The following is a 21988-nucleotide window of genomic DNA, read 5'->3' as shown; positions in this document are numbered from 1 at the left end:
CCAGAGAAAAATTAGTTCAGGACGTAGTTGACGGGGGCGTCATAGGACATGGCCTGCACCACGCCGTTGACCTTGCCGGGAACGAACCGGCATTTCATGATGAATTCCACCGCGGCCTCGTCGAGGCGATCGAAGCCGCTGGATTTCTTGACCTCCGCGCTCTTCGGCAGGCCGTCGACGCCCACGAGCACGCGCACGATCACCTTGCCCTGTTCGCCGAGCCGCTTGCTCATGGCGGGGTAGGTGGGCTTCGGGTTTTGCAGGTAGTCGGCGTTGCTCGACGGCAGTTGCACCGCGGGCGGTGCCGGTGGTGCCGGCGGCGGAGCGGGTGGGGCCGGTGGAGCGGGGGGCGCAGGAGGCGTGGCCGGTGGCGGCGGCTCTGTGGTCCCGACGGGCGCCTGGGGAGCCGGGGTGGGCTTCGGCTCGCGAATGGCCTGGGGCCGCGGCGGAGGCGGTGCCTTGGCCTTGGGTTGAGGCGGGGGAGGGGGCGGAGGAGGCGGATCGGCCTTCGGCTTGGGCGGTTCGACGAACTGGCTCAGTATTTCGACGGGAACCACCACTTCGGCGGCGCGGCGCAGCAGACCGCTCTGGAGCGCCCACAGCGCAGCGGCATGAAACAGGACGACGCCGCCCGCAATGACGACATTGCGCGAAAGGCCGAAGAGGGAAGGAGGGGGGGCGAAGCGGTCAGACACGATCAACCATTCGAATGCGGGCACCGCCAAAGGTGCCCCGATTGCAGCAAAACCGCTACGAAGACGCCAATGGCGCTACTTGCGAAAGATCCACCAGACCGAACCCGCGACGAGGATCAGGCTGCCGCCGAGGGCCGAGACGAGTTCCATGCTTTGCTTTCCTTGATGGAGTTGGCAAGCTGGATCGCTCTCGGACCCGATTCGCAATTCAAGGCGGCGACCGGGTGCGAAGCGCTGCACTGCGCGACGATATCGCGCGCACAGCCTTCACATTGACCACACTGGGTGGCTACGCCAAGTTCGAACTGGACTTCGTCGAAAGTCATGCCGGCCCGCACGTGACGTGCGATTTCTCGGTCGGAGACTCGGCGGCAGACACAAACGATCATGGCGGTGAAAGCGGCAGTTGGCTGGCTGTTGGATGCGATGATTATAAATAAGAATCCATCGCATTCACAATAACTATGTGTTACTGATTCATGCGACACCCGGGCGCCTGAAATCAGACTTCCGACCAGAGCCGCAGCAGGTTGTGGTAATGCCCGGTCAGCGCCACCGTCTCCTCGCACTCGCCCAGGCGTGCGCGCAGCTTCTGGATGTTCTGGTCCAGCTCGAAAAGCACGCCCCGCTGCTGATCGCTGCGCACCATGCTCTGCAGCCAGAAGAACGAGCAGACCCGCGCCCCCTGCGTCACGGGATGAACGCGGTGAAGGCTGCTCGCCGGGTAAAGAATGAGGTCGCCGGCCGGCAGCTTCACCTCATGCGAGCCGTAGGTGTCGATCACCTCCAGCTCGCCGCCCTCGTAATCTTCCGGATCGCACAGGAAAAGGGTGCATGACAGGTCCGTGCGCAGTTGCTGCCCACTGCCAGGCAAAGCCCGCACCGCCCCGTCGACATGAACGCCGTAGTGCTCGCCACCCTCATAGCGATTGAAAAGCGGCGGTACGAAGCGCGACGGAAGCGCCGCCGAGAAGAACAGCGCGTTGCGCGCCAGCGCGGCGAGCACGATGTTGCCGAGCTCCTTGCCGACCGGCGAATGCTCCGGTAGCTGTCGATTGCGCTTGACCTGCGCTCCCTGCGCGCCGACCGTCTCGCGTCCGTCGGTCCATTGCGTGGCGTCGAGCGCGGCGCGCATCTCGCGCACCTGGTCGGGGCTCAGCACTTCGGGCACATGCAGCATCATTTTTCGGGAACTCCGCAATGAGAAAAGCCCCGGCGCGGGCCGGGGCTCGAGTGTCGCACCGCACCGGCCGGGGCCGGTGCGCGCAGGAAACCGTCAGAACGCGAAGTTCGCGGTGATCTTGGCCGAGCGCGGGGTACCCGGCGTGTAGCGGTAGCCGCTCTTGTTGATGGCCGCCACGTAGTCCTTGTTGAACAGGTTGTACACGTTCAGCTGGATGTCGATGTTCTTGTTGATGCGGTAGGAGGCCATCGCATCGAACACCCAGTACGAGTCGACGTACGCCGGCGTGCCCACCGCGCCGTCGGTACCGCGCTGCAGCTTGCCGTTGTAGCGGGCGCCGCCGCCGAGCGTCAGGCCGAACGGGAACTGGTAGGTGGTCCAGAGCGTGAAGGCCTTCTTCGGTGTGTAGGCGAGGGCGGTCGAGCCATCCGCCAGCACCGAGGGGCCGCTCAGCACGCGGGTGTTCATGGTGGTGAAGCCCGAGCTCACGCCCCAGTTGTCGGTCAGTGCGCCCGACACGCCGAGTTCGACGCCCTGCACGCGCTTCTTGCCGGTCTGGAAGTACTGCTGCGTGACCGAGTCCTGCACCACCTCGTTGCTCACGTCGGTGCGATACAGGGCTGCCGTCAGGGCCACGCGCTTGTTCAGCACGTCCCACTTGGTGCCGACCTCGTAGGTCTTGGCCTTCTGCGGCAGGAAGTCGGTGCGCGCGGCGCTGTTGCCGGTGCCGCCGGCGGCCAGCTGGAAGTTGGCGCCGCCCGGCGGCTGGGCGGCGGTGCCGTAGGCCGCGTAAACGCTGCTGTTCTCGGTCGGCTTGTAGACCAGGCCGATCTTGCCGGAGAGCAGGTTGTCCGACAGCTTCAGGTTGGTCGGCGTGATCGTCGAGGTCTGCGGGCCGTTGCCGGTGCGAGCCAGCGTCAGCGCGGTGGCGTTGTACGTGGTCGAGTAGTGGTCGTAGCGCAGGCCGGCGGTCAGCTGCCATTGCTCGTTGAACTTCAGCGTGTCGAAGGCGTAGAGGCCGATGGTGTCGGTGCTGCCGTCCGAGCCGGTGCCGTTGGCGATGCGGTTGTAGCCGCTCACGTACGGATTCGGGTTGTACAGGTTGGCCGCAGGCCACGAACCGGCGGCGGCCAGCGTGGTGCCCACGCTTGCGTAGCCCGGCGCGTAGAAGTTGTTGGCGGTCTGCTTCTCGCGGATGAACTCGATGCCGCCGTTGAACGAGTGGCTGATGCTGCCCGTGTTGAACTTGGCCGACACGCTCGTCTGGTTGGTGAAGATCGTGTTTTCCTGGTCCTTGTTGGTGGGCAGGTTGCGCGTGATCGTCCAGCTTGCCGGGATCGTCGGGATCACGGTGTTCAGGAAGCCGGCCGTCACGGCGGGCAGGGTGCCGACGCCGTTCGTCGACGTCAGGCCGCCGCCCATGAACGACGTCAGCATGTAGTCCTGCGAGGTCTTGCCGTAGCGCGTGGTGTTGCGGATGGTGATGTCCGGCGTCAGGTCGTGCTCGATGCGAGCGGTGAACATGTCGGCCGTGACGTTGTCGAAGTCGGAGCTCGTGCCGTAGAAGTTGCTCGAATCGACGCGCTGTGCGTAGTTCAGGTAGGTGCGGCGGGCCAGGCCGCGGGTGATCGCGGTGGCGTCCGGCGTGGTGTAGCCCGGCAGGCCGATGGTGGGCACGCCGCCGTCGGGAATGTTGTTCTGCTTGACGTGCAGGTAGTCGAGGAAGATGCGCGTCGGGCTGTTCAGGCCGAGGGCCAGCGACGGTGCGATCGCCCAGCGCTTGTTCTTGACGAAGTCGCGGCCGGCAACGCCGCCGTCTTCGCTCACCGCATTCAGGCGGAAGGCCGCGCCGATGCCGTTGGCGCTGCTCAGCGACTTGTTCCAGTCGACGCTGCCGCGCTTGAAGTCGGCGCTGCCGTAGCTCAGCGAGCCCATGAAGCTGTCTTCGAGCTTGGGCTTCTTGGTAACGAGGTTGATGTAGCCGGTCGGCGAGGTGCGGCCCACGTCGGTGCCCGACGGACCCTTCACGACCTCGACCTGTTCGATGTTGAACACGTCGCGCGACACCGAGCCCAGGTCGCGGATGCCGTCGACGAAGATGGCGCTCGAGCTGTCGAAGCCGCGCATGAAGACGGCGTCGCCCGTGTTGGTGTTGCCGTTCTCGCCGAGGAAGAAGGTGCCCACGCCGGGCGTGTTGCGCAGAGCTTCGGTCAGCGTGGTCGCGCCCTGGTCGCGAATGATCTGTTCCTTGATGACTTGGATGGTCTGGGGCGTGTTGACCAGCGGGGCCGTGAACTTGGGATTCGACGAGTTGTCGGTCTTGTAGTCGGCGGCGGTGGTGTCCTGCACGCGGACTTCGGGAAGGGCGCCTCCCGACTGGGCCAGGGCGCCGGGTGCCGCAATGGCCATCAGCGTGGCGGCGGCAGCGCCTGAGAGATGAGGAACGGCGCGCGCAACGGTGTGTTTGCGGCTCTTGATGTAGGCCATGAAGTTTTCTCCGAAAGAGGCGGGCGGCAGGACTCGACTGGCGATGTCCGGACGGCCTGCGTTCCTTGGTTGGAGAAACGAGGGGGACTGGCTGGGTGAGTCGATTCACGAAGCGTCGTAAATCGCCGCGAATGATATTGGTTCTCAATACCAAAAATACGCAGTCGAACTAAATTAATCCAAAAGTTGTGCCAGATCGTTGCTGTCACGCAACTGATGGGACCGCCGCGGCCGGTTCAGTAGACGTCGCGGCGGTAGCGTCCGCTGGCCGTCAGCTCGCTGACCAGCGTGTCGCCCGCGACCTGCCGCAGAGCGGCATCCACGCCAGACGCCATGCCTTGCAGGCTCCCGCAGACGTAGATGGCCGCCCCGTCGTCCAGCCAGTGCAGCAGGGCGTCGGCCGACTGCAGCAGCCGGTGCTGGACGTAGAAGCGCTCGGCCTGATCGCGCGAGAAGACCATGTCGAGCCGCTTCAGCACGCCATCGGCCTGCCACGCTTCGATTTCTTCGCGATAGAGGAAGTCATGGGCTGCCTGGCGCTCGCCGAACACCAGCCAGTTGTCGTGCCTGCCCGCGACTGCCCGTGCCCGAAGATGCGCGCGCAGGCCCGCGATTCCGGTTCCGTTGCCGACGAGGATCAAGGGCCGCGTCTCGTTGCCTTCCAGCCGGAAGCCCTGGTGCGGCCGCACGCGCAGGGCCACCGTGTCGCCGATGCTGAGCGTGGATGTGAGCAGGCCCGATGCGGCGCCGAGCGTGCCGTCCGGATGCTGCTCTTGCCGCACCAGCAGCTGCAGCTCGCCATCGGCGTGCACCGAGGCGATGGAATAGTCGCGCGGCCGAGTCGGATCGCTCGCCACGGCCACCTGGGCGAGGTCGCCCGAGGCCCAGGGCGGCATCGGGCCCGATTGCGGCACCAGCCCGAGGTGGAAGACCGGCCCGCCCGCGCTACCCGGATTGAGGCGCTCGCGCGCAACGAGCCGCCATTGGGCGAAGCTGTCGGCGGCCGCATCGCCAATGCCGGGTTCCGGCACTTCGCCCCATTGCGCCTGCCACGTAGCCAGCGCGGCCGGGTCGCTGTTGTCGACCTCGATGCGATCGAATTCGCGCCTGGCGCCTGCGGCCTGCAGCCACTCGTCGAGCGCGCGGCCGAAGCCGCAGAAATTGGCGTACTGCCGGTCGCCCAGGGCCAGCACCGAGTAGCTCAGCGAAGGCAGCGCAGGTGGCGAACTCGCCATCATCGTGCGCTCGACGAACACGCTGGCGCCATCGGGTGCATCGCCTTCGCCGTAGGTGCTGGCGATGAAGAGCGCGCGGCGCGTTGCGGCCAGCGTGGGGGCATCCAGTGCGTTCAGTTCCATGACGCGCGCCGGGATGCCCGCAGCGCCCAGCTGCCGGGCTGTCTGCCACGCGATGGCTTCGGCCTGGCCGGTCTGGCTGGCGAACAGCACGAGCACCGGGGGCTCGTCGCTGCTTCCTGAGAGGGCCGCCGAATCGCGCGCGGCCGCGGCTTTTCGCCTGTGCTCGCGCAGGTAGATCGACGCACAGAGCGCCGCATATGCCGCAAGGGTGGAACCCGCGCCGAGCGCGCGCCAGCCGAAGTCGTTCATGTCCCGGCCGGCGCAGGCCATGCGGGCGTGGCCTTTGCAGCGGGCGAAGGAACGCCATGGCTCACGAACAGCGCGGCAATGCCGTGTTGCCGCGCAAAGTCGAATCCTTCATCCGGGCCCAGCACCGTCAGCACCGTGGCCAGCGCATCGGCCTGCATGCATTCGGCGTGCAGCACGGTGACGCTGGCCAGCGCATGCGCGACCGGCTCGCCCGTTCGCGGATCGATGGTGTGCGACCAGCGGCGCCCTTCGTGCGAGCGCTGGTGCCACCGGTCGCCCGAGGTGGCGATGGCCATGTCGGCAAGCGCCACGCGCCTTGCCCCGGCCGGATCGCCGTCGACTAGCACCTGCCACGGTTGCCCACCGGGGCGCTTGCCCATGCCCCGCAGTTCTCCGCCGATCTCGAGAAGCGCGTTCGCGATGCCCAGTGCACGCAAGGCCTCGATGCCCTGATCAACCGCGAAGCCCTTGGCAATACCCGAGAGATCCAGCGTGGCGCCCCCGGGCTGCAGCAACGAGCCACCGGCGGCATCGAATGCCAGCCGCGACCAGCCGACGCGCTCTCGTGCCCCGGCCAGCGCATCCGTGGTGGGCAGGGCGTTTTCAGCCCCGGCTTCAGGGCCGAAGCCCCAGCAGGCGACCAGCGGGCCGACGGTCGGATCGATCGCTCCGCCGCTGGCCGTCGACCACCGGGACGCGCATCGCATCACCGTGGCGAACTCGGCCGGCAGGATGTGGCGCGACCCGGCCTGGGCGCGGTTGAACCGGCTGATGTCCGATTCGGGCTCCCAGTGGCTCATCTGCGCAATCACGCGGCCGAGAGCCGATTCGACAGCCGCGCGCACCTCCGCCAGCGGCTGCATCCGCGGGTTGTCGAAGCGCAGCGACCAGGTGGTGCCCATGGTCTCGGCGCCCAGCTGCTGCAGGGTGGCGGGATCGGCGGGGCGCGGCACGGCCGCATTGGCGTAGCCGCCGGCGCGCCAGGTACTACTGAACGAAAGGCCCAAGGTGGTCCGTCTGCAGTCGCGCAGGAAGCCTCAGGGCTTCAGGGCATCACTTCGAGGGTGGCCGCGTAGTTCAGGCGGCGTTCCTTGGCCTGCGGCACCGTGGTCTTGTTGTCCTTGGTGCTGGCGTCGAGCCAGTACATGCCGGCGGTTGGCCAGGTCACGCTGAACTGGCCCTTGTCGTCGGTCTTGAGCTTGATTTCCTCGAGCTTGTCGCGGTACTGCGTGTTGCCCGCCGTCACCGTCACTTCGAGTCCCTTGGCGGGCTGGCCGTCGAGGTTCAGCGTGAAGGTCGCCTTCTCGCCCTTGACCAGGTCGGTCGGGCTGCCGGCGGCGATGAGCTCCAGGCCCTGGCCGATCGGCTTGAGCGCGGAAGGCTTGCCGACCGTCACGAAGGTCTCGATGCGGCCGGACGACTGGGTGACCGTCACGTCCTGCGCGTCGGCCGGAATTTCCTTGCCGATGGTTTCGGCCGTGCCGCGCGCGCGCTTGGTCTGGCCCGTGGCCTTGTCCTTCCAGCTCGCGAAGGCACCGGCGTTGATCACCGCGATGCGGTAGGTGCCGGCCTGTGCCACGCTCACGTCGAACACGTTGCGCAGCTTGAGCTTGGCTTCGGTCTCGGGCTTGACGATGCTGCCGTCGGGCGCGGTGATCTGCAGGCCGTCGAGGCGCAGCGGCGCATGGTTGGCGACGAACAGGTCGTTCGACACGGCAGCGTCGACCGTCACGGTGTCGGCCTTGGAGAACACGGTGGAGGAGGGCAGCAGCCAGGCGTTGTGCGCCTGGGCGAGCGATGCGGCGGCCGACAGGGCGATGGCGAGGGAGGCAACGCGCAGGTTGATGAATCGGGTCATGGCAGTTCCTTGTGTGTGGAGGGCCGGCGGTGAAAGGGCCGTGCGGTGCTGGGGCGGGTACTGATCAGGGCTTGAGTTCGAGCTTGATCTCGCCGAGCTCTTCCTTGCCCGTGGCGGTCGGCTGCGCCGCCGCCGTCGGAGGCCACTGGAAGGGAATGCTCACGACCTCGCGGCCGCCGACTTCGCGCGCAGCCTCGACCATGAGCTTGTAGGCGCCCGGCGCGAGCTTGGGCATCGGTGCCGTGCCTTCGGTGAAGCTCAGCTGGTGCTTGCCTGCGGGCTTGGTCGCGCCCGTCACGCCGTCGACCGGAACCGAGAGTTCGCGGCCGCCGCGGCGCCACCACTGGCGCATGTCCTTCAGCCACTTCGTGCCTTCGCCCTCGGGGTTGTTGGTCTTGGTGCGCACGTCGTACCAGACGGCCAGCGTGCCGGCGACGGTGTTGTCCGCGCGCTCGATCCAGGTCGCCACGTAGGGGCGGTGGTACTCGGAGACGTTCAGCCGGGGAATTTCGATGTTGACGGCCAGCCCCGACGCGAAGGCCGGAGCCGCGAACAGCGCCGACATGGCCAGCGGCGCGAGTGAGTAGCGAACGTGCACGGGAAACCTCTTTCCTGGATCTGGATGGATTGATGAACGAAATCAGTGAATGAACAGCAGCGCGAGCAGCACCGGCACGACCAGCCCCATGCCGACCATCGGCCAGGTGAAAGGCCGGTTGCCCGCATGCATCTTGAGAATGAAGAGGCCCGTGATCGAGAAGACCAGGGCGGCGCCCGCGAAGATGTCGATGAACCAGCTCCACGCGGCGCCGGTGTTGCGGCCCTTGTGGAGGTCGTTGAGGTAGGAGAGCCAGCCGCGGTCGGTGCGCTCGTATTCGATCTCGCCGTCGGACAGGCTCAGGCGCAGCCAGGCGTCGCCGCCGGGGCGGGGGAGCGAAAGGTAGATCTCGTCGTCGGACCACTCGGCCTCGCGGCCGGAGGTGCCGATGTCCCAGTGCTTCTGCACCCAGGCCTGGAGTTCGGTGGGAAGAGGGGCCTTGCCCTTGAGGGCCTTGGCGGCGGGCAGCTGCTTTTCGAGCTGGGCGCGCAGGGCTTCGTCGATCGTGCCGTTCAGCTTGGTGACGACGGGCTTGGCCTCGATCTGGCTCGCGTGATTAAGGGTGAAGCCCGTCACGCTGAACAGGATCATGCCGATGAGGCAGATCGCCGAACTCACCCAGTGCCATTCGTGCAGGGTCTTGAGCCAATAGGCACGGCGGCGGTTGTCGGGGCGAGTGGCGGCAGTCATCGAAGGCGCGGATTTTATCCGTGCGAATGAGAATGACTGTTATTCGTGGGCGGTTAAGTTACGTAAAGCAATAAAAAACGGGACCGAAGTCCCGTCGATTGGTGAGAGGCAGGCCCCGCCTTATTCGAGTTCGCCCATCTGCGACTGCAGGTAGTTCTGCAGCCCGACCCTGTCGATCAGGTCGATCTGGGTCTCGAGGAAGTCGATGTGTTCCTCGGTGTCGTCCAGGATCTCCTGGAGCAGGTCGCGCGAGACATAGTCGCGCACCGATTCGCAATGCGCGATGCCGTCCTTGATGGTGGCCTGCGCGCCGGTCTCGGCGCCGAGGTCGCAGCGCAGCAGCTCGGGCACGTCCTCGCCGATGTTCAGCTTGCCCAGGTCCTGCAGGTTCGGCAGGCCGTCGAGCATGAAGATGCGGTCCATCAGCTTGTCGGCGTGCTTCATCTCGCCGATGGATTCCTCATATTCCTTCTTCGCCAGCTTGTCCAGGCCCCAGTGCTTGAGCATGCGGTAGTGCAGGAAGTACTGGTTGATCGCGGTCAGCTCGTTCTTGAGCTGCGCCTGCAGGTGTTCGATGACTTTGGGGTCGCCCTTCATGATTTTTTCCTTGTTCTGAAAGCGGTGATTGTCAGAGGCGAAAAGGAGCGTTTGCAAGCAAACCCATGCTGCGCCGGTCTGCATGCGTGTGATGGTGATACACGTTCGTATTGAGGCGGCTGCGAGGGTGTTCCGAAGCCATCGTGAACATAGCGACTTGCAATACTTTTAATAGATATCAACTATCAAAATTATCTGATTGGTAGTTATACTGATGGCTCGCCCTTTTCATCAGCCATCACAAGGAAGCATCAATGTCCCTGATCAATACCGAAATCATCCCCTTCAAGGCCACCGCTTATCACAACGGCAAGTTCGTGCCCGTCAGCAACGAGAACTTCAAGGGCAAGTGGTCGGTCGTGGTGTTCTACCCGGCTGACTTTACGTTCGTGTGTCCCACCGAACTCGGCGACCTGGCCGATCACTACGCCGAATTCCAGAAGCTGGGCGTCGAGATCTATGGCGTGTCGACCGACACCCACTTCACCCACAAGGCATGGCACGACACCTCGGACACCATCGGCAAGGTCAAGTACCCGCTGATCGGCGACCCGAGCCAGCAACTGGCCCGTGCTTTCCAGGTGCTGATCGAAGAAGGCGAAGACGCCGGCCTGGCCTACCGTGGCACCTTCGTGATCGACCCCGAAGGCAAGATCAAGACCATCGAAGTGCACGACAACGGCATCGGCCGTGACGCCGCCGAACTGCTGCGCCGCGTGAAGGCTGCCCAGTACGTCGCCGCTCACCCCGGTGAAGTCTGCCCCGCCAAGTGGACCGAAGGCGCCGAAACGCTGAAGCCCTCGTTCGACCTCGTCGGCAAGATCTAAGCGCCTCCCGCGCGAAAGCCCGGGCGCTCACGAGGCCCCGGGCTTTTTTGTCCCCAGTTGATAGTTTCCAGTTATCGAAAGAGAGTCCCTCATGCTCGACGCAAGCACCAAAGCCCAATTGAAGAGTTACCTCGAACGCGCCACACAGCCGATCGAGATCGTCGCCTCGCTCGACGACAGCAAGGCCTCGGGCGAGATGCTGTCGCTGCTGAAGGACGTCGCCGAGTCGTCCCCGCTGGTCAGGCTGACCGAAAGCCGCGACGACAACCACCGCAAGCCCTCGTTCTCGGTCAACCGCCCGAGCGAAAACCATGGCCCGCGCTTTGCCGGCCTGCCGATGGGCCACGAATTCACGTCGCTGATCCTTGCCCTGCTGCAGATCGGCGGCTATCCCCCGAAGGTCGAGCAGGCCGTGCTCGACCAGATCAAGGCGCTCGACGGCGACTTCGAGTTCGAGATCTACGTCTCGCTCACCTGTCACAACTGCCCCGACGTGGTCCAGGCACTGAACCTGATGGCCGTGCAGAACCCGCGCATCCGCACCACGATGATCGAAGGCGGCACCTTCCAGGACGAAGTCAAGGAACGCCAGATCATGGCCGTGCCGACCGTGTTCCTCAACGGCACCGAGTTCGGCCAGGGCCGCATGAGCCTGGAGGAAATCCTCGCCAAGATCGACACCAGCGGCGTCGAGCGCGAAGCGAAGAAGATCGCCGGCAAGGACCCGTTCGACGTGCTGATCGTCGGCGGCGGCCCCGCGGGCGCCGCGGCTGCCGTGTACGCCGCGCGCAAGGGCATTCGCACCGGCGTCGCCTCCGAGCGTTTCGGCGGCCAGGTGCTCGACACTATGGGCATCGAGAACTTCATCTCGATCAAGGAAACCGAAGGACCGAAGTTCGCTCACGCGCTCGAGGAGCATGTGCGCGACTACGACGTCGACATCATGAACCTGCAGCGCGCCAAGGCGCTGGTGCCGGGCAACGGCCTCATCGAAGTGCAGCTCGAGAGCGGTGCCTCGCTCAAGAGCAAGTCGGTCATCATCTCGACCGGCGCGCGCTGGCGCAACATCAACGTGCCCGGCGAGCACGAGTTCAAGAACAAGGGCGTGGCCTACTGCCCGCACTGCGACGGCCCGCTGTTCAAGGGCAAGCGCGTCGCGGTGATCGGCGGCGGCAACTCGGGCGTCGAGGCGGCGATCGACCTCGCCGGCATCGTGGGCCACGTCACTCTGATCGAGTTCGACACGCAGCTTCGCGCCGACGCGGTCCTGCAGCGCAAGCTCAGGAGCCTGAAGAACGTCGACGTGTTCACCAACGCGCAGACCACCGAGATCACCGGCGACCAGAAGGTCAACGGCCTGATCTACAAGGACCGCGCGACGGGCGAGTCGAAGACGGTCGAGCTCGAGGGCGTGTTCATCCAGATCGGCCTGGTGCCCAACACCGACTGGCTCAAGGGCACGGTCGAGCTGTCGAGGCACGGCGAGATCATCGTCGACGCGCGCGGCCAGACCTCCGTGCCGGGCGTGTTCGCGGCGGGCGATGCGACCACGGTGCCGTTCAAGCAGATCATCATCGCTGCCGGCGACGGCGCGAAGGCTGCACTGGGTGCGTTCGACCATCTGATCCGCACATCGGCCCCAGCATAAGTAAGCATTTGGTTGTTTAGTTGAGAATTATTCTCATAAAATGACCGGCTCGGGCCCCGCAGTGTCGGGGCCCTTCAATGCCAGCCAGGTCACCATGCGCAGCCGCCTGCGCCAAGAGGTCCAGCGAGCAGTTTCTTAACTGTTTTCTGGACCTTTTTCGTGGCCGCCCAAACCAAGCTCCGTCCTTCCCATCGCCTTGCCCCTCGCGTTGCTCTTCTGCCTTGCCTGATCGCCTCCGGGCTCGGCCTTGCCGCGCCCTCGTGGGCACAGCAGCGCGTCGCGGCGCTCAACGAAGTGGTGGTGAGCGGTTCGCGCTCCGAGCAGGCGAGGGACGACCTCGCGGTGAGCACCGAGGTCATCGGCCGCGACGACATCGAATCGAAGCAGATCACCGACATCCGCGATGCCGTGCGCGACCTGCCGAACGTGTCGGTCAAGCGCTCTCCCGCGCGCTTCGGCCTCGCGCAGGGCAACACCGGCCGCGACGGCAACGCCGGCTTCAACATCCGCGGCCTCGACGGCAACCGCGTACTGCTGCTGACCGACGGCATCCGCACGCCGCGCAGCTATGTTTTCAGCGCCAACGCATTCGGGCGCGACTACTTCGACATCGGCCTCGTCGAGCGCATCGAGATCATCAAGGGCCCGGCCTCCGCGCTCTACGGCTCCGACGGCCTCGCGGGCCTGGTGAACTTCATCACGCGCGACCCTTCGTCCTACCTGCGCGACGGCAAGAGCTTCGGCGGCAGCGCCAGCATCGGCTACAGCGGCGACGACAACGGCACGCGCGGCGGCGTCACGCTCGCAGGCAAGGCCAACGACACGCTGCAGTGGCTCATCTCGGCCAACGTGGGCCGCTCCAGCGCGCTGGAGAACATGGGCACCAACAACGCAGCCAACGTCGACCGCACCACGCCCAACCCGCAGCGCGACCGCAACAAGGCGCTGCTCGCCAAGGTCATCCTCACGCCCAACGCCGACCAGCGCCACGGCTTCACCTTCGAGCACATCGACAAGACCAGCCGCTACGACCTGCTCTCGGGCGCCTCCAAGCCGCCCTTTGCGTCCACGTCGGTTATCGGCCTCAACGCGAAGACCGACCTGCAGCGCGACCGCTTCACCTACGACGGCCGCCTGCGCCTGAACGCCGCCGTGGCCGACAACCTGCTCGCCGTGGTGAGCTACCAGAAGGCGAAGTCGCGAGAGTTCATCTACGAAGACCGCTACACCGCCGCCGACCGCACGCGCGACGTCACCTACGACGAGAGCACCTGGCAGCTCGGCCTGCAGGCCGACAAGACCATCCGCATGGGTGACTGGGCGCAGAAGATCACCTACGGCTTCGACTACACCCGCACCAACGTCGAGAACCTGCAGACCGGCCTGGTGCCGCCGACCGGCGAGAGCTACCCGCTCAAGCGCTTCCCCGACACGCGCGAGACCTCGTCGGCGTTCTACGTGCAGGACGAGTTCATCCACGACCGCTGGAGCATCACGCCCGGCATCCGCTTCGACCGCTTCTCGCTCGACGCCAAGCAGGCCGGCTTCAATGCGCAGGCCGTGTCGCTCTCGGGTTCGGCCGTTTCGCCCAAGCTGGGCGTGCTGTTCCGTGCTACGCCGCAGTGGAGCGTGTACGGCAACTACGCCTCGGGCTTCAAGGCTCCCAACGCCTTTCAGGTCAACAACTTCTTCGAGAACGTGATCTCGGGCTACAGGACCATTCCCAACCCGAACCTCAAGCCCGAGAAGAGCCAGAACATCGAACTCGGCCTGCGCGGGCGCACCGGCATCCTGAGCTTCGACGTGGCCGCCTTCACCGGCGACTACAAGGACCTGATCGAGAACGACCGCCAGGTCGGCGGCGTGTTCGGCTCGCGCACCAACCCGGCCACCTTCCAGTCGGTCAACATCGGGCGCGCACGCATCAGCGGCTTCGAGATCAAGGGCGAGCTCGATTTCACCAACGACGGCAACGGCTTCTCCGTGCCCTTCGCCTACGGACAGACGCGCGGCCGCGACCGCACCAACAACCGGCCGCTCAATTCGATCGACCCGAGCAAGGCCAGCGTCGGCATCAAGTACCAGGCGCCGGTGTGGAGCGTGCGCCTCGACGCCGTGAACCACGCGCGCAAGAAGTGGTCCGACATCGACGGCACCGAGGTCACGACCGGTACCCAGTTCCAGACACCCGCTGCCACCACCTTCGACCTGAGCGCGCAGTGGCGAATCCGCAAGGACCTGCGCCTGAACGCATCGATCACCAACCTCACCAACAAGCGCTACTGGATGTGGAGCGACGTGCGCGGCCTGACCTCGACGTCGAACATCCGCGACGCCTACACCCAGCCGGGGCGCAGCTTCAACGTGTCGCTGGTGGCGGACTTCTGATCGACCCCGCCGCCGTCCCCGAACAAGGAAAGGAAACCCGATGATGAATGCCGAAGACATCCGAGATCGTTTCGCCGCGCTGCGTGCCAAGGGCATGCGCCACAAGGACGCTGCCGCGGCCATGAGCCTGTCTGAAGGCGCGGCGGTGGCCGCGCACACCGGCGCGCACGACAAGGCCCTGCGCGCCACGCGCCTGCGCGGTCCCTGGGTGGAGCTGCTGCAGGCGCTGGAGCTGTGCGGGCCCTTGCTCGCGCTCACGCGCAACGAGACTACCGTGCACGAGAAGACCGGCGTCTACGAGAAGGTGTCGGGCAGCGAGGCGATGGGGCTCGCGCTGGGCGAGGCCATCGACCTGCGCCTGTTCTTCAGCCGCTGGCATGCGGGCTTCGCGGTGAGCGAGGCCGCCGCGAACCCCGGCGTGCTGCCTTCGCTGAGCCTGCAATTCTTCAATCCGGAGGGCGTGGCCGTGCACAAGATCTTCGTGCGCGAAGCCACCGACCGGGATGCGTTCCAGTCGGTCGTCGACAGCTTCACTGCAACACCCGACGAGCCTGTCGCCTTTGCCGCAGCGGAGGACAAGGCTGCACCGCGCGAGGACGGCGCCATCGACGCCGGCGGCCTCTCCGAAGCCTGGCGCGGCATGCAGGATACGCACGAGTTCTTCGGCTTGCTGAAGAAGTTCGACGTCGAGCGCCAGCAGAGCTTTCGTCTCACCGAGGGCGAATTCACGCAGCGCGCCGATGCGAGTGCCATTCGCGGACTGCTGCACGAGGCCGCGTTCGACGGCACGCCGATCATGGTGTTCGTCGGCAGCCCTGGCTGCATCCAGATCCATACCGGCCCGGTGATCCGCATCGAGCCGATGGAGATGAAGAACCCCGACGAGAACGCTCCGCCAATCCGCTGGCTCAACGTGCTCGACCCGGGCTTCAACCTGCACCTGCGCGAAGACCGCATCGCCAGCGTGTGGATCGTCGAGAAGCCGACCAGCGACGGCGTGGTGACCTCGGTCGAGGCCTTCGACCAGCATGGCGAGCTGATGGCGATGTTCTTCGGCGCGCGCAAGCCCGGCGTGCCGGAGCGCGAAGAATGGCGGCGCATCGTGCGCGAGCTTCCGCGTCTTCAACCTACGGCACAGAACCAATGACCGGCTTCGACGAAATGTCCCACCGCCTTCCCCAGCGCCGCGACGTGCTGCGCCTGCTCGGCGCATCGTCGCTCAGCACCACCGTACTGCCGCTGTTCGCGCAGGATGCGAAACTGCCGAAGCTCGTGACCGTCAGCGGCGCGATCACCGAAGTCGTGTACCTGCTGGGCGCGCAGGCCCAGCTCGTCGGCACCGACACGACCAGCCTCTATCCCGCGGCCGCGCGCTCCACGCCCAAGGTAGGCTACATGCGCCAGCTCTCGGCCGAGGGCCTGCTGTCGCTCAAGCCCGACGCGATCATCGCCACCAACGAGTCGGGTCCGGCCGTGGTGCTCGACCAGGTCCGCAGCGCGGGCGTGAAGGTCGAGATCATCGAGGCCGACCACAGCTGGGGCGAGGTGCAGCGCAAGGTGCAGGCCGTCGGCCGCGCCGCTGCGCGCGAGGCGCAGGCGCGCGAACTGCAGGCACGGCTCGATGCCGAGTGGAACCAGGTGCAGCAGCGAGTGGCCGCCGCCGCTGGAAAGGGGCGCAAGCCGCGCGTGCTGTTCGTGCTCTCGCACAGCGCGAGCCCGCAGGTCTCGGGCGAAAAGACCGCCGCGCATTCGGTGATCGGCTTCGCCGGCGGCGTCAATGCGCTCGGCGGCTTCCAGGGCTACAGGCCGATGACGGCCGAGGCCATGGCCAGCGCCGCGCCGGACATCATCCTCACCAGTACGCAGAGCATCGAGGCCCACGGCGGCGTCGACAGGTTCTGGGAGCGGCCCGAGCTCGCGCTCACGCCGGCGTTCAGGAAGCGCAGCCTCATCACGCAGGACGCGCTGCTCCTGCTGGGCTTCGGCCCGCGCATGCCGTCGGCCGTTGCGGAGCTGCACGAGAAATTCCTGGCCGCGCTGGCATGACGCAGCGCTTCACGGCCCGGGCTGTGCTGGGCGGCAGCGCGCTGCTGCTCGTCGCGGCCCTCGTGGTGGGGGCGGTGTCGGGCGCCTATGCCATCAGCCTGCCGCAGCTCTGGAATGTGCTGGCGACGCTGGGGCAGGGCGCCGACAAGTCGCCCGAGCACCTCGTGTTCCTCAACATCCGCCTGCCGCGCCTCGTGCTCGGCGTGGCGGCCGGCGCGGGCCTCGGCATGGCGGGCACGCTGATGCAGGGGCTGTTCCGCAACCCGCTGGCCGATCCGGGGCTGGTGGGCATCAGCAGCGGCGCGGCGCTTGCGGCGGGCATGACGATCATCCTCGGCGCGTGGTTCTGGCCGGTGCTGCCGCGCACGCTCGGCAGCTGGACTCTGGTGCTCATGGCCTTCGGCGGCGGGCTGTCGGTGACCCTGCTGATCTACACCCTGTCGCGCAGCGAGGGCGGCACGCGCATGGCGCTGATGCTGCTCGCTGGCATTGCGGTGAATGCGCTGGCGAGCGCGGGGCTCGGTTTTCTCAGCGTGATGGCGACCGACGAGCAGTTGCGCAGCCTGCAGTTCTGGCTGCTGGGCAGCCTGGGCGGCGCGCGCTGGAGCGCCGTGCTGCTGGTCGGCGCGGCGGTGCTGCTTGCGTGCGTGGCGGCGCGATCGCTGGTGGCACCGCTCAATGCCATCGCGCTGGGCGAGGCGCAGGCGGCGTTGCTCGGCGTGGACGTGGAGCGCGTCAAGCGGCGCGCCATCCTCGTCACGGCAGTGGCCGTGGGCGCGGTGACGGCGACGACCGGGATCATCGGCTTCATCGGCCTGATCGCGCCGCACTGGGTGCGCATGGTGGCGGGGCCGGATCACCGTGTGGTGCTGCCGGCGTCGGCGCTGCTCGGTGCTGCGCTGGTGCTGGCCGCCGATACCGTGGCGCGCACGGCGATGGCACCGGCCGAGCTGCCGCTGGGCGTGCTCACGGCCTTCATCGGCGTGCCGATGTTCCTCTGGATGCTGCGGCGCTTCAGGGGGCGCATATGACTGCGGTGCAACGCGATCCGATGGCCTTGTGCTGCTCCGACGTGGAGGTCCAGGTGGGCGGCAAGACGCTGCTGGCCGGCGCCTCGGTCCATCTCGCGCCGGGCAGGGTGACCGCCATCCTCGGGCCCAACGGCGCGGGCAAGTCGACGCTGCTTTCGGTGCTGGCCGGCCAGCGCGCACCGACCCGGGGCAGCGTGTCGCTCGACGGCCGCCCGCTCGCGGAACACGGCATGCCCGAACTGGCGCTGCGCCGGGCGCTGATGCCGCAGGAGAGCGCGGTCGCCTTCGACTTCACCGCGCAGGAGATCGTGGCGCTGGGCCGTTACCCGCATCGCCGCGCGCCGGGGCTGGACGAGGACGCGATCGTCGACGAGGCGATGTCGCTGACCGACGTGTCGGCGCTGGCGCCACGCATCCTCAACACCCTGTCGGGCGGCGAGAAGGCGAGGGCGCACATGGCGCGGGCGCTGGCCCAGCTGTGGCATCCGAGGCACGACGGCGCGAGCCGCTGGCTGCTGCTCGACGAGCCCACGGCGGCGCTGGATCTCGCCCATCAGCACTCGGCGATGCGCCTGCTGCGCGACTGGGCCGCTCGCGGCGTGGGCGTGGTGGCCGTGCTGCACGACCTGAACCTGGCGCGGCGCTATGCCGACGAGGTGGTGGTGCTCGGCGGAGCCTCGGGTGGGCTGGTGCAGGGCGCGGCGGCCGAGGTGCTGCAGCCGGGGCTGATCGAAGCCGTGTGGGGCACGCCATGCCAGCCCGTAACCAGCACGGACGGCACGGTCCAGTATCTCTTCGGCTAGGGCCGCCGGATGCCGTTTGCTATTTGAAAGATAGCGAGCTCAGTAGACCAGCCGCTCCGGCCGCAGCTCCTGCAGGATCGTGGTGGCGATTTCCTCGATCGACTTGGTGGTGGTCGAGAGCCAGCGGATGCCCGCGCGCCGCATCATCGCCTCGGCCTCGGCCACCTCGTGGCGGCAGTTCTCGATGCTGGCGTAGCGCGAATTGGGCCGCCGCTCGTTGCGGATCTCGCTGAGCCGCTCGGGCTGGATGGTCAGGCCGAAGATCTTCTTGCGATGCGGAATCAGGGCCGGCGGAAGCTGGCGGCGGTCGAAATCTTCCGGAATCAGCGGGTAGTTGGCCGCCTTCAGGCCGTGCTGCATCGCCAGGTAGAGCGAGGTGGGCGTCTTGCCGCTACGGCTCACGCCCACCAGGATCACGTCGGCGCCCTCGAGATCGCGGTTGCTCTGGCCGTCGTCGTGCTGCAGGCTGAAGTCGATCGCGGCGATGCGGTCGTTGTATTCCTTGCTCTTGCTGACGTCGCTGAAGCGGCCGATGCGGTGGTTCGACTTCATGGCCAGTTCGATCTCGAGGGGGCGCACGAAGGTGCCGAACATGTCCAGCAGCATGCCCTTGCAGCCGGTTTCGATCACTTCCAGCACGTCCATGTTGGCCAGCGTGGTGAAGACGATGGGCCGGACGCCCTCGATTTCGGCGGTGTGGTTTATTTGCCTCACCGCCTGGTGGGCCTTGTCGACCGTGTCTGTGAAAGGCAGCCGCACGTGGCGCGGCTTCATCTCGAACTGGGCCAGAACGGCGTTGCCGAAGGTCTCGGCGGTGATGCCGGTGCCGTCTGAAACAAAGAAAACAGTGCGTGAATGCATGGTCATGCGGCCTTGTCCTGCGGCAGGGACAACCTTGCCCCGCCTACAATCAGGGCCATTATCGGGAATCCGCTTTCCCAACCCCAATTCTCTCCATGCACACCGCGCCCGCACCCAAAGCAACGAGAACGATCGTGCCGCGCCGTCTGCATGCGGCACAGGTTTCAACTTCTGGAGCTTTCCCATGTCTGCACTATTCGACGCGACCGCCCTGGTCGTACCGTTTGAAAACCTGAGAATGACCGACGTCGAGGCGGTTGGCGGCAAGAACGCCAGCCTCGGCGAAATGATCTCGCAGCTGCCACAAGGCGTGCGGGTGCCCACCGGTTTCGCGACCACGGCGCACGCATTTCGCCAGTTCCTGGCCCATGACGGCCTGGCCGACAAGATCAGCAAGCGCCTGGCCGCCCTGAACGTCGAAGACGTGCGTGCTCTTGCCGCCGCCGGCGCCGAGATCCGCGGCATGGTCGAGGCCCAGCCGTTCCCGGCCGATCTGCAGAAGGCCATCACCGCGGCTTTCGCCACGCTGAGCGCCGGCAATCCGTCGGCATCGTTCGCCGTGCGTTCCTCGGCCACCGCTGAAGACCTGCCCGACGCCTCCTTCGCTGGCCAGCAGGAAACCTTCCTGAACGTGGTCGGCATCGACGACGTGCTGCACAAGATGAAGGAGGTGTTCGCCTCCCTCTACAACGACCGCGCCATCAGCTACCGCGTGCACAAGGGCTTCGAGCACGACGTGGTCGCGCTGTCTGCCGGCGTGCAGCGCATGGTGCGCTCCGACCTCGGCGCCGCGGGCGTGATGTTCACCATCGACACCGAGTCGGGCTTCGAGGACGTGGTATTCATCACCTCCAGCTACGGCCTGGGCGAGACGGTGGTGCAGGGCGCGGTGAACCCCGACGAGTTCTACGTGCACAAGCCGACCCTGAAGGCCGGCAAGAAGGCCGTCATCCGCCGCAACCTCGGTTCCAAGCTGATCCAGATGGAGTTCGCCACGCCTGAAGAAAAGAAGGCGACCGGCAAGCTGGTGAAGACCACCGACGTCAAGGCCGAGCAGCGCAACCGCTATTCGCTGACCGACTCCGAGGTCGAGCAACTGGCCAAGTACGCACTGGTGATCGAGCAGCACTACGGCCGCCCGATGGACATCGAGTGGGGCAAGGACGGCACCGACGGCCAGCTCTACATCCTGCAGGCCCGTCCCGAGACGGTGAAGAGCCAGCAGCAGGGCAAGGCCGAGCAGCGCTACAAGCTGCTCGGCAAGGGCGCGGTGCTGGCCGAAGGCCGTGCCATCGGCCAGAAGATCGGCACCGGCCCCGTGCGGCTCGTGCACAGCATCAGCGAAATGGACCAGGTGCAGGCCGGCGACGTGCTCGTCACCGACATGACCGACCCCAACTGGGAACCGGTGATGAAGCGTGCCTCTGCCATCGTCACCAACCGCGGCGGGCGCACCTGCCACGCGGCCATCATCGCGCGCGAGCTGGGCATTCCGGCCGTGGTCGGCTGTGGCGACGCCACCGACCTGCTGAAGGACGGCACGCTGGTCACGGTGAGCTGCGCCGAGGGCGACACCGGCCTCATCTACGACGGCCTGCTCGAGACCGAAGTGACCGAGGTGCAGCGCGGCGTGATGCCCGAGATCGACATCCAGCTGATGATGAACGTGGGCAACCCCCAGCTCGCCTTCGACTTCGCGCAGCTGCCGAACCACGGCGTGGGTCTGGCGCGGCTCGAGTTCATCATCAACAACAACATCGGCGTGCACCCGAAGGCGATCCTCGACTACCCGAACGTCGACAACGACCTGAAGAAGGCCGTTGAGTCGGTGGCCCGAGGCCATGCCTCGCCGCGCGCCTTCTACGTCGACAAGGTGGCCGAGGGCATCGCGACCATCGCCGCGGCCTTCTGGCCGAAGAAGGTCATCGTGCGCCTGTCGGACTTCAAGTCGAACGAGTACCGCAAGCTGATCGGCGGCAGCCGCTACGAGCCGGAGGAAGAGAACCCGATGCTGGGCTTCCGCGGCGCCGCGCGCTACCTGAGCGCCGACTTCGGCGAGGCCTTCGCCATGGAATGCGAGGCGCTCAAGCGCGTGCGCAACGACATGGGCCTGACCAACGTGCAGATCATGGTGCCCTTCGTGCGCACCCTGGGCCAGGCCGAGCGCGTGACCGGCCTGCTGGCCGAGCACGGCCTGAAGCGCGGCGAGAACGAGCTCAAGCTGATCATGATGTGCGAGGTGCCGAGCAACGCCGTGCTGGCCGACGAGTTCCTGGAGTACTTCGATGGCTTCTCGATCGGCTCGAACGACCTGACCCAGCTCACGCTGGGCTTGGACCGCGACTCGGGCCTCGAGCTGCTGGCCGCCGACTTCGACGAGCGCGATCCGGCCGTCAAGGCCATGCTGAGCCGCGCCATCAAGGCCTGCAAGTCGCAGGGCAAGTACGTCGGCATCTGCGGCCAGGGCCCCAGCGACCATCCCGACTTCGCGCTGTGGCTGGCGGAGCAGGGGATCGAATCGATCTCGCTGAACCCCGACAGCGTGATCGACACCTGGCAGCAGCTCGCCAAGCGCTGAGCAAGCAGGTCGAAGGCCGAAGCTCCTGGATTGCGGTAATCCCCATGGGGGGATTCCCGCGACCCGGGAGTGCGATTGAAACAAATTGCGT

19 protein-coding genes are annotated in these 21988 nt (G+C 66.5%); 8 read left to right on the top strand and 11 right to left on the bottom strand.

All coding sequences use genetic code 11. The features are described 5' to 3' along the window. Window positions 1-11 precede the first annotated feature (11 nt). The 10 genes from ABL840_RS26640 to bfr form a co-directional block, all read right to left on the bottom strand. The gene (locus ABL840_RS26640; RefSeq protein WP_371287184.1) at window positions 12-698 is read right to left on the bottom strand and encodes an energy transducer TonB; all 687 of its coding nucleotides are present in this window, start codon (window positions 696-698) and stop codon (window positions 12-14) included. Window positions 699-811: 113 nt separating this feature from the next. Beyond that, entirely contained in the window at window positions 812-1084 is a 273-nt protein-coding gene (locus ABL840_RS26635) for a (2Fe-2S)-binding protein (protein WP_093203373.1), read from the bottom strand. 113 nt (window positions 1085-1197) lie between these two features. Next, entirely contained in the window at window positions 1198-1878 is a 681-nt protein-coding gene (locus ABL840_RS26630; RefSeq protein WP_093303844.1) for a Fe2+-dependent dioxygenase, read from the bottom strand. Between the two features lie 93 nt (window positions 1879-1971). Then, window positions 1972-4365, bottom strand: a complete 2394-nt coding sequence (locus ABL840_RS26625) for a catecholate siderophore receptor Fiu (RefSeq protein ID WP_093303847.1) — start codon at window positions 4363-4365, stop codon at window positions 1972-1974. Window positions 4366-4601: 236 nt separating this feature from the next. After that, window positions 4602-5993, bottom strand: coding sequence for a sulfite reductase subunit alpha (locus ABL840_RS26620; protein WP_418116015.1), 1392 nt, complete (start codon window positions 5991-5993; stop codon window positions 4602-4604). Further along, window positions 5969-6979 carry an FAD:protein FMN transferase gene (locus tag ABL840_RS26615; protein WP_093303850.1) on the bottom strand — a complete coding sequence of 337 codons (1011 nt, stop codon included), beginning with the start codon at window positions 6977-6979 and terminating at the stop codon, window positions 5969-5971. Before ABL840_RS26615 ends, ABL840_RS26620 begins: the two co-directional genes overlap by 25 nt. 38 nt (window positions 6980-7017) lie before the next feature. Further along, complete coding sequence (locus ABL840_RS26610) at window positions 7018-7830, bottom strand: DUF4198 domain-containing protein (RefSeq protein ID WP_093303854.1); 813 nt, start codon at window positions 7828-7830, stop codon at window positions 7018-7020. Between the two features lie 64 nt (window positions 7831-7894). After that, window positions 7895-8395: a DUF2271 domain-containing protein gene (locus tag ABL840_RS26605; RefSeq protein WP_418116378.1), complete on the bottom strand. Its 501-nt coding sequence runs from the start codon at window positions 8393-8395 to the stop codon at window positions 7895-7897. A gap of 75 nt (window positions 8396-8470) precedes the next feature. Further along, entirely contained in the window at window positions 8471-9118 is a 648-nt protein-coding gene (locus tag ABL840_RS26600; protein ID WP_093203357.1) for a PepSY-associated TM helix domain-containing protein, read from the bottom strand. A gap of 120 nt (window positions 9119-9238) precedes the next feature. Then, window positions 9239-9715, bottom strand: a complete 477-nt coding sequence (bfr, locus tag ABL840_RS26595; RefSeq protein ID WP_056583098.1) for a bacterioferritin — start codon at window positions 9713-9715, stop codon at window positions 9239-9241. A 254-nt stretch (window positions 9716-9969) separates the two neighbouring features. Between bfr and ahpC the strand changes: the two genes are divergently transcribed. From ahpC to ABL840_RS26560, 7 genes are all read left to right on the top strand, one after another. Next, window positions 9970-10542, top strand: coding sequence for an alkyl hydroperoxide reductase subunit C (gene ahpC, locus ABL840_RS26590; RefSeq protein WP_093203355.1), 573 nt, complete (start codon window positions 9970-9972; stop codon window positions 10540-10542). Between the two features lie 91 nt (window positions 10543-10633). Then, window positions 10634-12190 (top strand): alkyl hydroperoxide reductase subunit F, encoded by a 1557-nt coding sequence (ahpF, locus tag ABL840_RS26585; protein ID WP_093303859.1) that lies wholly within the window; start codon window positions 10634-10636, stop codon window positions 12188-12190. A 159-nt stretch (window positions 12191-12349) separates the two neighbouring features. After that, a complete protein-coding gene (locus tag ABL840_RS26580) occupies window positions 12350-14578 on the top strand; it encodes a TonB-dependent hemoglobin/transferrin/lactoferrin family receptor (RefSeq protein WP_093303862.1) in 2229 nt (742 codons plus the stop codon). A 43-nt stretch (window positions 14579-14621) separates the two neighbouring features. Continuing rightward, window positions 14622-15725: a ChuX/HutX family heme-like substrate-binding protein gene (locus tag ABL840_RS26575; RefSeq protein ID WP_093304171.1), complete on the top strand. Its 1104-nt coding sequence runs from the start codon at window positions 14622-14624 to the stop codon at window positions 15723-15725. Further along, window positions 15722-16624, top strand: coding sequence for a heme/hemin ABC transporter substrate-binding protein (locus tag ABL840_RS26570; RefSeq protein WP_418116014.1), 903 nt, complete (start codon window positions 15722-15724; stop codon window positions 16622-16624). The genes ABL840_RS26575 and ABL840_RS26570 overlap by 4 nt, the downstream gene beginning before the upstream one ends. After that, entirely contained in the window at window positions 16621-17655 is a 1035-nt protein-coding gene (locus ABL840_RS26565) for a FecCD family ABC transporter permease (protein WP_093303864.1), read from the top strand. The genes ABL840_RS26570 and ABL840_RS26565 overlap by 4 nt, the downstream gene beginning before the upstream one ends. Before the next feature lie 20 nt (window positions 17656-17675). Beyond that, entirely contained in the window at window positions 17676-18458 is a 783-nt protein-coding gene (locus tag ABL840_RS26560) for a heme ABC transporter ATP-binding protein (protein ID WP_093304176.1), read from the top strand. Between the two features lie 39 nt (window positions 18459-18497). Here the strand turns inward: ABL840_RS26560 and ABL840_RS26555 are convergent, their stop codons facing one another. Beyond that, entirely contained in the window at window positions 18498-19319 is an 822-nt protein-coding gene (locus tag ABL840_RS26555; RefSeq protein WP_093203586.1) for a pyruvate, water dikinase regulatory protein, read from the bottom strand. A 184-nt stretch (window positions 19320-19503) separates the two neighbouring features. Between ABL840_RS26555 and ppsA the strand changes: the two genes are divergently transcribed. Further along, the gene (gene ppsA / locus ABL840_RS26550; RefSeq protein WP_093303867.1) at window positions 19504-21897 is read left to right on the top strand and encodes a phosphoenolpyruvate synthase; all 2394 of its coding nucleotides are present in this window, start codon (window positions 19504-19506) and stop codon (window positions 21895-21897) included. The last annotated feature ends 91 nt before the right edge of the window (window positions 21898-21988 follow it).

The organism is Variovorax sp. NFACC27, assembly GCF_048301545.1.
Taxonomy (GTDB): domain Bacteria; phylum Pseudomonadota; class Gammaproteobacteria; order Burkholderiales; family Burkholderiaceae_C; genus Variovorax; species Variovorax gossypii.
The sequence above is the reverse complement of the archived record's forward strand: the minus strand, read 5'-3'. Positions and strand labels throughout refer to the sequence as shown.

Bases quoted from the DNA above. Each gene is read 5' to 3' on its own strand.
- ABL840_RS26620 (WP_418116015.1), bottom strand. From the start codon at position 5,993: ATGGCCTGCGCCGGCCGGGACATGAACGACTTCGGCTGGCGCGCGCTC.
- ABL840_RS26555 (WP_093203586.1), bottom strand. From the start codon at position 19,319: ATGCATTCACGCACTGTTTTCTTTGTTTCAGACGGCACCGGCATCACC.
- ppsA (WP_093303867.1), top strand. From the start codon at position 19,504: ATGTCTGCACTATTCGACGCGACCGCCCTGGTCGTACCGTTTGAAAAC.
- ABL840_RS26575 (WP_093304171.1), top strand. From the start codon at position 14,622: ATGAATGCCGAAGACATCCGAGATCGTTTCGCCGCGCTGCGTGCCAAG.
- ABL840_RS26570 (WP_418116014.1), top strand. From the start codon at position 15,722: ATGACCGGCTTCGACGAAATGTCCCACCGCCTTCCCCAGCGCCGCGAC.
- ABL840_RS26565 (WP_093303864.1), top strand. From the start codon at position 16,621: ATGACGCAGCGCTTCACGGCCCGGGCTGTGCTGGGCGGCAGCGCGCTG.
- ABL840_RS26605 (WP_418116378.1), bottom strand. From the start codon at position 8,395: ATGTCGGCGCTGTTCGCGGCTCCGGCCTTCGCGTCGGGGCTGGCCGTC.
- ABL840_RS26600 (WP_093203357.1), bottom strand. From the start codon at position 9,118: ATGACTGCCGCCACTCGCCCCGACAACCGCCGCCGTGCCTATTGGCTC.
- ahpF (WP_093303859.1), top strand. From the start codon at position 10,634: ATGCTCGACGCAAGCACCAAAGCCCAATTGAAGAGTTACCTCGAACGC.
- ABL840_RS26560 (WP_093304176.1), top strand. From the start codon at position 17,676: ATGGCCTTGTGCTGCTCCGACGTGGAGGTCCAGGTGGGCGGCAAGACG.
- bfr (WP_056583098.1), bottom strand. From the start codon at position 9,715: ATGAAGGGCGACCCCAAAGTCATCGAACACCTGCAGGCGCAGCTCAAG.
- ABL840_RS26610 (WP_093303854.1), bottom strand. From the start codon at position 7,830: ATGACCCGATTCATCAACCTGCGCGTTGCCTCCCTCGCCATCGCCCTG.
- ahpC (WP_093203355.1), top strand. From the start codon at position 9,970: ATGTCCCTGATCAATACCGAAATCATCCCCTTCAAGGCCACCGCTTAT.
- ABL840_RS26625 (WP_093303847.1), bottom strand. From the start codon at position 4,365: ATGGCCTACATCAAGAGCCGCAAACACACCGTTGCGCGCGCCGTTCCT.
- ABL840_RS26630 (WP_093303844.1), bottom strand. From the start codon at position 1,878: ATGATGCTGCATGTGCCCGAAGTGCTGAGCCCCGACCAGGTGCGCGAG.
- ABL840_RS26635 (WP_093203373.1), bottom strand. From the start codon at position 1,084: ATGATCGTTTGTGTCTGCCGCCGAGTCTCCGACCGAGAAATCGCACGT.